Annotated in this window: 13 protein-coding genes; 3 read left to right on the forward strand and 10 right to left on the reverse strand. The window is 70.5% G+C overall.

The window, feature by feature from the left end; genetic code table 11:
* Positions 1-66 precede the first annotated feature (66 nt).
* From ACZ5VQ_RS16855 to fasR, 5 genes are all read right to left on the reverse strand, one after another.
* Positions 67-1,362, reverse strand: a complete 1,296-nt coding sequence (locus ACZ5VQ_RS16855; protein ID WP_469105522.1) for a beta-ketoacyl-[acyl-carrier-protein] synthase family protein — start codon at positions 1,360-1,362, stop codon at positions 67-69.
* Between the two features lie 86 nt (positions 1,363-1,448).
* Complete coding sequence (locus ACZ5VQ_RS16860) at positions 1,449-1,697, reverse strand: acyl carrier protein (protein ID WP_055611752.1); 249 nt, start codon at positions 1,695-1,697, stop codon at positions 1,449-1,451.
* Between the two features lie 71 nt (positions 1,698-1,768).
* Positions 1,769-2,800, reverse strand: coding sequence for a ketoacyl-ACP synthase III (locus ACZ5VQ_RS16865; protein ID WP_189838053.1), 1,032 nt, complete (start codon positions 2,798-2,800; stop codon positions 1,769-1,771).
* Positions 2,801-2,822: 22 nt separating this feature from the next.
* Positions 2,823-3,758 (reverse strand): ACP S-malonyltransferase, encoded by a 936-nt coding sequence (locus ACZ5VQ_RS16870; RefSeq protein ID WP_469105523.1) that lies wholly within the window; start codon positions 3,756-3,758, stop codon positions 2,823-2,825.
* An 89-nt stretch (positions 3,759-3,847) separates the two neighbouring features.
* The gene (gene fasR / locus ACZ5VQ_RS16875) at positions 3,848-5,053 is read right to left on the reverse strand and encodes a fatty acid biosynthesis transcriptional regulator FasR (protein WP_189838055.1); all 1,206 of its coding nucleotides are present in this window, start codon (positions 5,051-5,053) and stop codon (positions 3,848-3,850) included.
* 83 nt (positions 5,054-5,136) lie between these two features.
* On the opposite strand from fasR, the gene ACZ5VQ_RS16880 reads away from it, so the two are divergent.
* The gene (locus ACZ5VQ_RS16880; RefSeq protein WP_362075209.1) at positions 5,137-5,787 is read left to right on the forward strand and encodes a pirin family protein; all 651 of its coding nucleotides are present in this window, start codon (positions 5,137-5,139) and stop codon (positions 5,785-5,787) included.
* A 16-nt stretch (positions 5,788-5,803) separates the two neighbouring features.
* On the opposite strand, the gene ACZ5VQ_RS16885 is transcribed toward ACZ5VQ_RS16880, so the two are convergent.
* Together ACZ5VQ_RS16885 and ACZ5VQ_RS16890 are read right to left on the reverse strand one after the other, a co-directional pair.
* A complete protein-coding gene (locus ACZ5VQ_RS16885; RefSeq protein WP_469105524.1) occupies positions 5,804-6,619 on the reverse strand; it encodes a serine hydrolase domain-containing protein in 816 nt (271 codons plus the stop codon).
* A gap of 44 nt (positions 6,620-6,663) precedes the next feature.
* Positions 6,664-7,134: a GNAT family N-acetyltransferase gene (locus ACZ5VQ_RS16890; RefSeq protein WP_469105525.1), complete on the reverse strand. Its 471-nt coding sequence runs from the start codon at positions 7,132-7,134 to the stop codon at positions 6,664-6,666.
* A gap of 96 nt (positions 7,135-7,230) precedes the next feature.
* Here ACZ5VQ_RS16890 and ACZ5VQ_RS16895 point away from each other — a divergent pair, with 96 nt between their 5' ends.
* Positions 7,231-7,695 carry a MerR family transcriptional regulator gene (locus ACZ5VQ_RS16895; RefSeq protein WP_200398424.1) on the forward strand — a complete coding sequence of 155 codons (465 nt, stop codon included), beginning with the start codon at positions 7,231-7,233 and terminating at the stop codon, positions 7,693-7,695.
* Positions 7,692-8,708, forward strand: coding sequence for an aldo/keto reductase (locus ACZ5VQ_RS16900; RefSeq protein WP_469105526.1), 1,017 nt, complete (start codon positions 7,692-7,694; stop codon positions 8,706-8,708). The genes ACZ5VQ_RS16895 and ACZ5VQ_RS16900 overlap by 4 nt, the downstream gene beginning before the upstream one ends.
* Positions 8,709-8,883: 175 nt before the next feature.
* Here the strand turns inward: ACZ5VQ_RS16900 and ACZ5VQ_RS16905 are convergent, their stop codons facing one another.
* From ACZ5VQ_RS16905 to ACZ5VQ_RS16915, 3 genes are all read right to left on the reverse strand, one after another.
* Positions 8,884-9,777 carry a DUF4429 domain-containing protein gene (locus ACZ5VQ_RS16905; RefSeq protein ID WP_469105805.1) on the reverse strand — a complete coding sequence of 298 codons (894 nt, stop codon included), beginning with the start codon at positions 9,775-9,777 and terminating at the stop codon, positions 8,884-8,886.
* Positions 9,778-9,835: 58 nt separating this feature from the next.
* Positions 9,836-11,059, reverse strand: a complete 1,224-nt coding sequence (locus tag ACZ5VQ_RS16910) for an alpha/beta hydrolase (protein WP_469105527.1) — start codon at positions 11,057-11,059, stop codon at positions 9,836-9,838.
* 173 nt (positions 11,060-11,232) lie between these two features.
* A complete protein-coding gene (locus ACZ5VQ_RS16915) occupies positions 11,233-11,901 on the reverse strand; it encodes a TetR family transcriptional regulator (protein WP_469105528.1) in 669 nt (222 codons plus the stop codon).
* Positions 11,902-12,010: the final 109 nt, after the last annotated feature.

The following is a 12,010-nucleotide window of genomic DNA, read 5'->3' on the forward strand; positions in this document are numbered from 1 at the left end:
ACAAGTGGCCCGGGTTCCTCCACGAGGAGCCCGGACCACTCACCATCAATACAAAAACGGCTGAAATCAGACCGTACGGAACGCCAGAACCACGTTGTGCCCACCAAACCCGAACGAGTCGTTGAGCGCGGCGATCCGCCCCTCGACGGGCAGCTTCCGCGCCTCACCGCGAACGATGTCGGCGGTGGCCTCGGCCTCGGGGTCGAGGTTGTTGACATTGATGGTCGGCGGCGCGATCCGGTTGTACAGCGCGAGCACCGTGGCGACGGACTCGACACCACCCGCACCGCCCAGCAGATGCCCGGTCATGGACTTCGTACCGGAGACCGCGAAGTGGTCGGTGTCGTCGCCGAAGACCTTGCGCAGCGCCTTCAGCTCGGCCACGTCACCGGCCGGCGTGGAGGTCGCGTGCGCGTTGACGTGCACGATCTCCGCCGGGTTCAGGTCCGTGTTGTCCAGCAGGTTCTGCAGGGCGTGGGCGATGCCCCGCCCCTCGGGCTCCGGCTGCACGATGTCGTGGCTGTCGGCCGAGATGCCCTGGCCGACCGCCTCCGCGTACACGCGGGCACCGCGCTTGGCGGCGTGCTCGGCCGACTCCAGGACGATGACGCCCGCGCCCTCGCCGAGGACGAAGCCGTCCCGGCCGAGATCGTAGGGGCGCGAGGCGCCCTGCGGGTCGTCGTTGTTCTTGGACATCGCCATCATGTTGCCGAAGGCGGCGATGGGCAGCGGGTGGATCGCCGCCTCCGTACCACCGGCGACGACGACGTCGGCGCGGCCGGTGCGGATCATCTCGATGGCGTAGCCGATGGCCTCGGCGCCCGACGCGCAGGCGGAGACCGGGGTGTGCACACCGGCGCGCGCGCCGACGAGCAGACCCACGTTGGCCGAGGGGCCGTTCGGCATCAGCATGGGGACGGTGTGCGGGGAGACGCGGCGTACGCCCTTCTCCTTGAGCACGTCGTACTGGTCGAGCAGGGTCGTGACGCCACCGATGCCGGAGGCGATGACCGCGCCCAGACGGTCGGGGTCGACCGCTCCCGCCGCGGCAGCGGCTGATGTCTCAGTCTCGCCCGCCTTGCCGGCGAAGCCGGCGTCCGCCCAGGCCTCCTTGGCCGCGATCAGCGCGAACTGCGCCGAGCGGTCGAGGCGGCGGGCCTGCGGGCGCGGAATGACCTCGCCCGGCTCCACGGCGATCTGTGCCGCGATACGGACCGCCTGGTCGGCGGCCCAGTCCTGCTCCAGAGGGCCGACGCCGGAACGTCCGGCGACCAGGCCCTCCCAGGTAGAGGCTGCGTCGCCACCCAGCGGTGTGGTTGCGCCGATACCGGTGACGACCACGGTGCGATTGGTCGGGCTCACGGGAATTCTTTCTCCAACGGATACGAGGATTCAGCGGCGCCACCGCCGGGTGGCGGGGCTAGCAGCGTCCGGGGGTGAGGGTGGGCTCAGCCCTGGTGCTTGAGGATGTACTCGGTCGCGTCGCCGACCGTCTTGAGGTTCTTGACGTCGTCGTCCGGGATCTTGACGTCGAAGCGCTCTTCGGCGGCGACGACGACCTCGACCATGGACAGCGAGTCGACGTCCAGGTCGTCGGTGAAGGACTTCTCCAGCTGGACGTCCTCGACCGGGATGCCGGCGATCTCGTTCACGATGTCGGCGAGACCGGCGACGATCTCTTCCTGAGTGGCGGCCATGTCAGGCGCTCCTTCTTGTGTATCCAGAGGGTGTGGCGGTACTCCCGCCCGGAAGGATCCGGGCGGTGTGCCTAGGGGAGGGTAACGACCGTCGCGGCGTACACGAGACCCGCCCCGAAGCCGATGACGAGCGCGGTGTCGCCGCTCTTCGCCTCGCCGGTCGCCAGGAGCCGCTCCATCGCGAGCGGGATCGAGGCGGCCGAGGTGTTACCGGTGGTGCGCACGTCACGGGCGACCGTGACGTGTTCCGGCAGCTTGAGAGTCTTCACCATCGAGTCGATGATCCGCTCGTTGGCCTGGTGGGGAATGAAGACGTCCAAGTCGTCCGCAGTGAGTCCGGCGGCGTCCAGCGCCTCCTTGGCGACCTTCGCCATCTCGAACACGGCCCAGCGGAACACCGCCTGGCCTTCCTGCGTGATCGCGGGGAACTTGATCTCGCCCTTGGAGTCCAGGGGCAGCTCGGACACGTCACCGATGCGGAAACGGTCCCAGGGGATGGTCTGCTTGATCGTGTGGGACTTGTCGCCCTCGGAACCCCAGACCGTGGGGCCGATGTGCGGCTCCTGGGAGGGGCCGACGACGACCGCGCCCGCGCCGTCACCGAACAGGAAGGCCGTCGCGCGGTCCTCCAGGTCGGTCAGGTCGGAGAGCCGCTCGACGCCGATGACAAGTACGTACTCGGCGGAACCCTCCACGACCATGCCCTTGGCGAGGGTCAGTCCGTAGCCGAAGCCGGCGCAGCCCGCCGAGATGTCGAAGGCCGCGGCCTTCGCCGTGCCGAGCTTGTCGGCGATCTCGGTGGCGACGGCCGGGGTCTGGCTGAAGTGCGAGACGGTCGAGACGACCACGGCGCCGATCTGCTCGGCGCTGATCCCGGCGTCGGCGATGGCCTTGCCGGACGCCTCGATCGACATGGCGGCGACGGTCTCCTCGTCGTTCGCCCAGTGCCGGGTCTCGATGCCGGAGCGCGAGCGGATCCACTCGTCGGACGAGTCGATCGTTTCGAGGATCACCTCGTTCGGCACGACACGGACCGGGCGGTAGCCGCCGACACCGAGGATGCGCGCGTACGGGGCGCCCTTGCTGGGCTTGATCTTCGACATGCTCTGTCGGCTCCTTACGCGCTCAGGCGGAGGCGTGCTCGGCGATGAGCTCGCGAGCCGCGTCGAGGTCGTCGGGTGTCTTCAGCGCCAGCGTCTTCACGCCGGGCAGCGCGCGCTTGGCGAGACCGGTCAGGGTGCCGCCGGGGCACACCTCCAGGAGCGCGGTCACGCCGAGTTCCTTGAAGGTCTCCATGCACAGGTCCCAGCGGACCGGGTTGGCGACCTGGCCGACCAGCCGGGCCAGGACCTCCGAGCCGGCGGAGACGGCCTGCCCGTCCTTGTTCGACACGTACGTGACCGTCGGGTCGGCGGGCGACAGCTCGGCCGCGGCGCGGGCGAGGGTGTCGACCGCCGGGGCCATGTGGTGCGTGTGGAACGCGCCCGCGACCTTGAGGGCCACCACGCGGCGTACGCCCTCGGGCTTGTCGGCCTCCAGGGCGGCCAGCTCCTCCAGCGTGCCGGCGGCCACGATCTGGCCCCCACCGTTCACGTTCGCCGGGGTCAGGCCGAGCTTCTCCAGGTGCGGGATCGTCACTTCGGGGTCGCCGCCGAGCAGCGCCGACATTCCGGTGGCGGTGGCGGCGGTCGCCTCCGCCATGGCCAGCCCGCGGACGCGGACGAGGCGGACGGCGTCCTCGTCGGGGAGTACCCCGGCGAGCGCGGCGGCGGTCAGCTCGCCGACGCTGTGTCCGGCGACGGCGCCGACCTTGAGCGGCAGCTGGGCCGGGTCGTCGAAGAGCGTGTACGCCGAGGTCAGCCCGGCCGCGACCAGGAGCGGCTGCGCCACCGCGGTGTCACGGATCTCCTCCGCGTCCCCCTCGGTGCCGTAACGGATCAGGTCGAGCTCCACGGCGTCGGACCACGCCTCAAGGGCACCGCGGACACCGGGGAGGTCGAGCCAGGGAGTCAGGAAGCCGGGCGTCTGGGCGCCCTGGCCGGGAGCGACGAGTACGAGCACTCTCACACTCTCTCTTGTGGACGGGCACGGCCGCCCGTGGGGACAGGGACGAAGAACAGGAGGGGGAATTGTAGGGCCCCGACAAAAGCCTAGAGCTGGGGATCTCCATCGGCCAGACGCCCCAGGATCAGCGCGATCCGCAGCGTGAACGCCGAACGTACATCCGAGGGCGACCAGCCGGTGACGTCAGTCACACGTCGAAGCCGGTAGCGCACGGTGTTGGGATGCACGAAGAGCATCCGGGCCGCTCCTTCGAGACTGCTCGCCTGTTCGAGATAGACGCTCAGCGTCTCCAGGAGAGCGGACCCGGCCTCCTCCAGTGGTCTGTAGATCTCCTCCACCAGCTGTTCACGGGCAGAGGGGTCCGAGGCGATCGCGCGCTCCGGCAGCAGATCGTCCGCCAGAACCGGCCGCGGGGCGTCCTGCCAGGCGAAACACGCCTTGAGGCCGGCGGCGGCAGCCTGCGCGGAGCGGGTCGCGGCGAGCAGGTCGGGCACGACGGGACCGGCCACCACGGGGCCGGCGGCGTACGGCCCGATCAGGGACTTGGCGACACCGAGCGGATTGTCGCTGCCACCCGCGATGACGACCAGCCGGTCCCCGAGCACCCCGGTCAGCACCTGGAGCTTGGCGTGCCGGGCCGCCCGCCTGATGGCCTCGACCGTCAGCTCGCTGTCACCGTCGGGCGCCGTGCCCAGCACCACGCACACATGCTCGGGCGAGTTCCAGCCGAGCGCCGCGGCACGGGACACCGCGCCTTCGTCGGCCTCCCCGGAGAGGACGGCGTTCACGACCAGGGACTCCAGCCGGGCGTCCCAGGCACCGCGCGCCTCGGCGGCCTGCGCGTACACCTGGGCGGTCGCGAAGGCGATCTCCCGCGCGTACACGAGCAGCGCCTCGCGGAGCACGGACTCGTCGCCGGGAGCGGCCACCTCGTCGATGGCGCTCTCCATCACCTCGATCGTGGTGCGCACCATCTCGACGGTCTGGCGCAGGGTGATCGCCCTGGTCAGCTCGCGCGGCGCGGTGCCGAAGACGTCCGTGGAGATCGCCTGGGGAGCGTCCGGATGCCGGAACCACTCCTTGAACGCCGCGATACCGGCCTGGGCGACGAGGCCGATCCACGACCGGTTCTCCGGGGACATCGCCCGGTACCACGGCAGCGTCTCGTCCATGCGCGCGATCGCCTGGGCCGCGAGACTGCCGGACGACTTCTCCAGCCGCTTCAGGGTCGCGGCGTGCGCATGGGCGGCGCGGGCGGCGCGTTCGGTGTTGCTGGATTCGGGTTCGGGCACGGGACAAGACTGCCTTATCAGGACGGGAGTATGCGGCGGAGGGTCTCGGACGGCTCGTCCGACGGGTCTACGGTGGGTCCGTGATGGACGTACGGCGCGCCGACGAGCGCTACCGCGGAGGCGACCCGGCGGCCGGGATCGAGTCCCTGCACGCCTTCTCCTTCGGCCCGCACTACGACCCGGACAACCTCCGCTTCGGCGCGGTCATCGCCTGCAACGAGGAGCGCCTCGCACCCGGCGCCGGCTTCGACGAGCACCCGCACAGCCACACCGAGATCGTCACCTGGGTCGTCGAGGGCGAGCTGACCCACCGCGACACGGTCGGCCACGAATCGGTGGTACGCCCCGGTGACGTGCAGCGCCTCAGCTCGGCGGGCGGGGTCCGCCACGTCGAACGCAACGACGGCGAGCTGCCGCTGACCTTCGTCCAGATGTGGCTCGCCCCCCTTGAGCCGGGTGGCGACCCCGCGTACGAGGTCGTCCACGGCATCGCAGACTCCACCCCGTACGCCGTCCCGGAGGCGGCCGCGATGCTCCATGTACGCCGCCTGGCGCCGGGGGAGCGCACCGCCGTCCCGGACGCGCCGTTCGTGTACGCACATGTCGTACGCGGCGAAGTCCTGCTGGACAGCTGGGTGTTGAGCCCCGGCGACGCGGCCCGGATCACGGACGCGAAGGACCTGGAGGCGGTCGCCCGGGACGGGGCGGAGCTGCTGTTCTGGGAGATGGCGTAGGAGGCGCGTACGCGCCCTACAGGTCGGCCAGCACCGCGTCCGTGAAGGCGGGCCACACCTCGACGGCCCACGGTCCGAACGCCCGGTCCGTCAGCGCCACGCAGGCCACCCCCGCCTCGGGGTCGATCCACAGGAACGTACCCGACTGCCCGAAGTGCCCGAAGGTCCGCGGCGAGGACGAACTCCCCGTCCAGTGGGGCGACTTGGAGTCCCTGATCTCGAAGCCGAGGCCCCAGTCGTTGGGGTTCTGGTGCCCGTACCCCGGCAGGACGCCCTTCGTCCCCGGGTACTGCACGGTCATCGCCTCCGCGACGGTCCGCGGGTCGAGCAGCCGCGGCGCCTGCACCTCGGCGGCGAACCGCACGAGATCGTCGACGGTCGAGACACCGTCCTTCGCGGGCGAGCCGTCGAGGGTCGTCGACGTCATCCCCAGCGGTTCGAGGACCGCCTGCTTCAGATACTCACCGAAGGGAATCTCCGTCGCCTTCGCGATGTGATCCCCCAACTGCTCGAACCCGGCGTTGGAGTACAGCCGCCGCAGCCCCGGCGCCGCCGTCACCCGGTGCTCGTCGAAAGCCAGCCCACTGGTGTGCGCGAGCAGATGCCGCACGGTCGACCCCTCGGGCCCGGCGGGCTCGTCCAGCTCGACGGCCCCTTCCTCGTACGCGACAAGGGCGGCGTAGGCGGCGAGGGGCTTCGTCACGGAGGCCAGCGCGAACCGCTGCGAGGTGGGCCCGTGCGCCCCGAGCACGGTGCCGTCCGCCCGCACGACGGCCGCGGCAGCGGTAGGAACGGGCCACTCTTCGATCAGCGCAAGACTCTCCAAAGACATGAGCAAGAGCCTACGACCACGACGAACCCGCAGCCGCCCACCGGTCAGAACCTCAGCCGCATCAACGGATCAGGCGTACGGACGAACCCCATGGACGCGTACAGCGGCGCAGCATCCGCCGACGCGGTCAGATCGATCTGCCCGACTCCCTGCTCCCGGAACCACGCCACCAGCGCCTCCATACAGGCCCGCGCATACCCCCGCCGCCGCACCTCGGGGTCGCTCGCGACACTGAAGACGTATCCGACCCGCCCGTGCGGATTCCCGGCCCGCCCGATCCGGTACTCCACCGTCCCCGCGACAAGCGCCCCCAACGCCCCCACCCGCTCGGGGTGATCGACGACGAACGCGGCGAAACCCCCGTCGGGATCGGACAGCCGCCCCCGTACGGTGGTCAGGGACTCGGCATGCCAGTCGGTGGACGTGTCCGCCCCGGCCATGGAGTCGATCATCACCTGGCGCAGTCGAAGGAGTTCCTCGGCGTCCTCGGGTACGGCGCGACGTACAAGACTCATGATCGGCACGGTAGCCACGGACCCCGGCCGATGTCGTCGGAATTTCATCGGAATCCGCTTGCTTGGAGTGCACTCCAAGGTTTTAGCGTTGAGGCCATGACGGTGATGGAGACCACGGACACCAGGAACGACACCTGTGCCGGCCCGCCGCACGCGGCCCGGCGTCCGGACGGCCAGGACCAGTACACGATCAGCGAGGTCGTCGCCTTCACCGGCCTGACGGCGCACACCCTCCGCTGGTACGAGCGGATCGGGCTGATGCCCCACATCGACCGCTCGCACACCGGCCAGCGCCGCTACAGCAACCGCGACCTCGACTGGCTCGACCTCGTCGGCAAGCTGCGGCTGACCGGGATGCCGGTCGCCGGGATGGTGCGGTACGCGGAGATGGTGCGCGAGGGCGATCACACGTACGCCGACCGCTTCGAGCTGCTCGAAGCCACCCGCCGGGACGTCCGGGCGCGGATCGCCGAGCTCCAGGACACCCTCGCGGTGCTCGACCGGAAGATCAATTTCTATGCGGACGCCGGGCGGGCCCTGGCGTCGGAGAGGTCCCGATGACGGACAGCAGGATCGCGAAGGCACAGCTCGGCATGGGCGGCCCCGAGGTCGGGGTGCAGGGCCTCGGCTGCATGGGCATGAGCTTCGCGTACGGCCCGACGGACGCCGAGGAGGCCCGCGCCACGCTGGAGCGTGCGCTGGAACTGGGCGTGACGCTCTACGACACGGCGGACGCGTACGGCCAGGGCGACAACGAGGAGTTCCTGTCGCCGTTCTTCAGGGCGCACCGCGACGAGGTCGTCATCGCGACCAAGTTCGCCCTGACGATCCCGCCGGACGAGCCGACGAAGCGGATCATCCGCAACGACGCGCCGTACATCCGGCAGGCCGTGGAGGCGAGCCTCAAGCGGCTGGGCGTCGATGTGATCGACCTCTACTACATGCACCGCCGTGATGTGAACGTCCCCATCGAGGAGACCGTCGGCGCCATGGCCGAGCTGGTCCGCGAGGGCAAGGTCAAGCAGCTCGGCCTCAGCGAGGTCACGGGCGGCGAACTCCGTGCCGCGCAGACGGTGCACCCGATCGCGGCCGTCCAGTCGGAGTGGTCGCTGTTCAGCAGGGACATCGAGGCGGGCGTGGTCCCGGCGGCCCGCGAACTGGGCGTGACGCTGGTCCCGTACTCCCCGCTCGGCCGGGGCTTCCTCACCGGCTCCTTCACGAACGCCGAAACGGAGCTCACCGCGGGCGACTTCCGCCGCCAGCAGCCCCGCTTCACCGGCGACAACGCGGCGGCGAACGCGGCCCTCCTGGAGCCGATCCGGGCGGTGGCGAAGGCCCACGACGCCTCCGTCGGCCAGATCGCCCTGGCCTGGGTCCACCAGCAGGCGTCCGTCCACGACCTCCCGGTCGTCCCCATCCCGGGCACCCGCAGGCGCACCCGAATCGAGGAGAACACGGCGGCAACCCGCATCGCCCTGAGCGAGGACGACCTGGGAGTACTGGACGGGATCGCCTCCCAGGTATCAGGCAACCGCTACGCGGACATGACGTTCGTATCGGCGGGCCGGGAGTAGAGCGGGCCGCGCGAGGGCCGCGGGGTCCGTGAGGCGCGGGGTCCACGAGGCTTGTCCGGGGCGGGCGGTTCCGCGAAATCTGCGGCTCCACGAGCGCCCCTTCAGGGGCGCGGGGAACTGCGCGACCAGCCACGACGGGTCCGCAGCCGACAACCGCCCCGCAGGCCCGCCCCCCTCACAGCTCGGCCAGCAACTCGGCCTTCTTCATGGAGAACTCCTCATCCGTGACGAGCCCAGCCTCATGAAGCTCGCCGAGATGCCGGATCCGGTCAGCGATGTCGGCCGGATCCCGCCGCGCCCCGGCCGCGGTCCCGGTCCCGGCCCCCGGGTTCTCGGGCAGGGGGGCCGAAGGCCCACCCGTCCGAACCGCCGCGAGCACCGACGCCGCGAACGGCAACGACTCGTGAACCGGCCCGTATCCCAGCCCGAAAACAACGGCGGCCGGATCCTGATCCGCCTGAGCCGGCTGCGAAACCACCGCGTCACGGCGCAGCAGCCGCAGATGCCCCTCGAAGACCTCGGGCGAGCGCCACTCGACACCGCACAGGTCGGACACGGCGAAACTCTGGTCGCCGGCCTTCCACTTGGCGGAGGACGCCCCCGTCCAGAACCACCGGAAGTGCACGGACTTCCCGTCGAAGGACGCCTTCCCGTCGTACGCCTTGAACTGGAGCGGCGTCTCGGGCGGCCGCACCAGATAGCGCTCGGCAGGCCCCGGGTCGTTGGTCGCGAGCATCGCCCGCAGTTCGTCCGCGTAGTACTCGGCGAGCGTCTCCCGCTCGGCGGGCAGAACAAGCCGATAGGGGTCGCACGCATCCTTCAGTTGTCCCGCCGCCGCCTCCATGAGCGGATCCGCTCCCGGTCTCGGCTCGGCGCGCAGGACGACCGTCCCGCGCTTGCCGGGCGTCAGCGTCACCGCCGCGATCGCGTCGAGCGGGATGCGGCGCTCACCGAGCGCCTGGAACAGCTTCGGCGTGCGGATCCCCCGTTCGAAGCGGATGAGCACGGAGTCGGACTCGAACTCCCAGGCGGCATGAAATCCGGCCAGTACGTCACCCATGCGGGCCATCGTATGCGGCATGCGCTTCGTAGTCCCCTCCCTGGGCGGACCGCACTTTCTTCGTTCTCTACGCGCGTCCGACTTCAGCCGTGTCGGACAAACCCTCCCGGCACACGTCATCCTCTCGGGCGCAGCGCACCGCGCGGTACGCGCCAATCCCGATCTCGGCGAAGTTCCGCAGGCTGTCGGTGCCGGGCACGAAATAGCCCGTGTGTCCCTGGGCGCCCCGGGCCGACAGCACCCGCGCGCCGAAGTCCGCGGACATCGGATCGGCCCCGTGGCCGAGCCCGCCGACCTCCAGATGCGGTACGTCCTCGATCCAGTCGTCGGAGTCCCGTACGGCCCACACCCGGGCGGAGGTGCGCAGCTGCGCGGCCCTCTCGACCCGCATACCGGGGCTGCCCGCCACCGCGATGTCGGAGACCCGGGAGGGCAGCGAGTGCGCGGCGACGCCGCAGACCACGGAGCCGTAGCTGTGGCAGTACAGGGCCACGCCGGAGCGTCCGGGCAGCGCCCGGACCAGGGCGTTGAGCCGGACCGCGCCCTCCTCGGCGCGAATCCCGGTGGCCGCGTCCATGCCGAGCCCGCTGGGTGCCGTGTAGTCGGCCCAGGCGATGACGGCCGTACGAGTCTGGGGGCTCGCGGCCCGCTCGGCGCTGTGGAGCGACTTCGCCATGCCGACGGGCGCCGAGTACGTCCGGTTGGTGCGCTGGAAGGTCAGGAGGTTGGTGTCGACGCCGGGCACCACGACCGAGACCCGCTCGGCCCCGTCCAGGTCGCCGAAGACCTCCGCGACCCGGCCCGAGCCCATCGGGTCGAAGGCGAGGATGCGTCGCTCGCCGCTCATCAGGTCCACATACCGATGCATCCGGCGGCCGGCCTCGTGCTGTCCGGTCGGTGAGAGCCGGTCGTCGTGCATGCGTTTGAGCTCGACCTTGCGTGCCTGGTCGAGGGCGATGTGGTTGGCGCGGTAGCGGAGCTGTACCGGCGCCCCGTTCATGTTGCCGACCGCCAGCGGATAGCGGGCGGCGAGCCGGGACCGCTGCCGCGCGTCGAGCGAGGCGAAGAAGTGGGCCAGCCGGGCGGGCGTCGTGTCGTCCGGGTCGGGCAGGCGATGTCCGCCTATGTGACCGCGTTCCCAGGCGGACAGCGACGCCGCGAGCGGTGTGGTCGCGCCCCGGTGGTTGCGCACGGCTGTCCAGCCGGTGGTCCCGAGCATCACGAACACCACGGCCAGCGCGAGCAACATGCGCCAGACGTTCAGTTGGGGGGTGGAGTCGAAGGAAGTCACTGAAAGGACACACTAGGAGAACGAGAGTGTCTCGCGTTAACCGAGTGAGGCGGATCACGTTTCAGGAGGGGTAATTGGGTAAAACCGGGCGCATATTGAGTCGTCCGGTCACCCTGTGTAGGTGCGTGACTCGCCCTGCCGACGGCGGAGTTCGACCCTGTGTGCGACTGTCGTCACTGGGTGTCCGTACGGTCGTTCCCGCCGCCCGTATGCCAGTTCTCCGCCAACGCGGGCCCCACCTGGTCGAGATACGAGGCGGTCAGCTCACGCATCGCCGCCACGCTGAAGTCCTCGCCCGCACCCCAGAGCCGGCCCGTCAGCCGCATCACCCCGCCGAAAACGGCCATGACCAGGCGCGGTCGCGGATCGGTGTCCACGTCGAGGCCCTCACGCTCTGCGATCACTCGCGCGAGTTCTTCCTCCAGCCCCTCCTGGCGGCGCAGATGGGCGGCGAGCAGTGCGGGTGTCGACTCGATCAACTGGAAGGCCCGCATGTGCAGTTCGAGGGGGATGACTGCCTCGATGGCCTCGCCGATGGTGTCCCAGCTGGCCAGGACGGCCTGGCGCAGCGCGTCCAACGGGGCCTCGTGGGCAGGGCGCCCGCGCACCGCCGCGACGAAATGCGACTCGGCCATCTCCTGGACGGCGAAGGCGGCGTCCTCCTTGCCCGCGAAGTACCGGAAGAACGTGCGCTGCGAGACGTCGACGGCCTCGACGATCTCGTCGACGGTCGTCCGCTCGTACCCCTGTGTCGTGAACAGTTCCAGGGAGGCCCGCACCAGGGCGTCCCGGGTGCGCTGCTTCTTGAGCTCGCGCAGCCCCGGCCGTGACGCCGTGTCCATGGAACCTCTTCCCGTCTTCCGCGTCTGCGTCTCTTCTGCGTCTGCGTCTGTTTCGTCCCTCCGGCGCGCCGCAGGTGTCCGTTCTGCCCAGCTCAGCCTATCCGCGAGT

The organism is Streptomyces sp. NPDC033178 (assembly GCF_055577685.1).

Coding starts and splice junctions, on each gene's coding strand:
- ACZ5VQ_RS16860 (WP_055611752.1), bottom strand. CDS start 1,697: ATGGCCGCCACTCAGGAAGAGATCGTCGCCGGTCTCGCCGACATCGTG.
- ACZ5VQ_RS16865 (WP_189838053.1), bottom strand. CDS start 2,800: ATGTCGAAGATCAAGCCCAGCAAGGGCGCCCCGTACGCGCGCATCCTC.
- ACZ5VQ_RS16880 (WP_362075209.1), top strand. CDS start 5,137: ATGGACGTACGGCGCGCCGACGAGCGCTACCGCGGAGGCGACCCGGCG.
- ACZ5VQ_RS16885 (WP_469105524.1), bottom strand. CDS start 6,619: ATGTCTTTGGAGAGTCTTGCGCTGATCGAAGAGTGGCCCGTTCCTACC.
- ACZ5VQ_RS16890 (WP_469105525.1), bottom strand. CDS start 7,134: ATGAGTCTTGTACGTCGCGCCGTACCCGAGGACGCCGAGGAACTCCTT.
- ACZ5VQ_RS16895 (WP_200398424.1), top strand. CDS start 7,231: ATGACGGTGATGGAGACCACGGACACCAGGAACGACACCTGTGCCGGC.
- ACZ5VQ_RS16900 (WP_469105526.1), top strand. CDS start 7,692: ATGACGGACAGCAGGATCGCGAAGGCACAGCTCGGCATGGGCGGCCCC.
- ACZ5VQ_RS16905 (WP_469105805.1), bottom strand. CDS start 9,777: ATGGCCCGCATGGGTGACGTACTGGCCGGATTTCATGCCGCCTGGGAG.
- ACZ5VQ_RS16915 (WP_469105528.1), bottom strand. CDS start 11,901: ATGGACACGGCGTCACGGCCGGGGCTGCGCGAGCTCAAGAAGCAGCGC.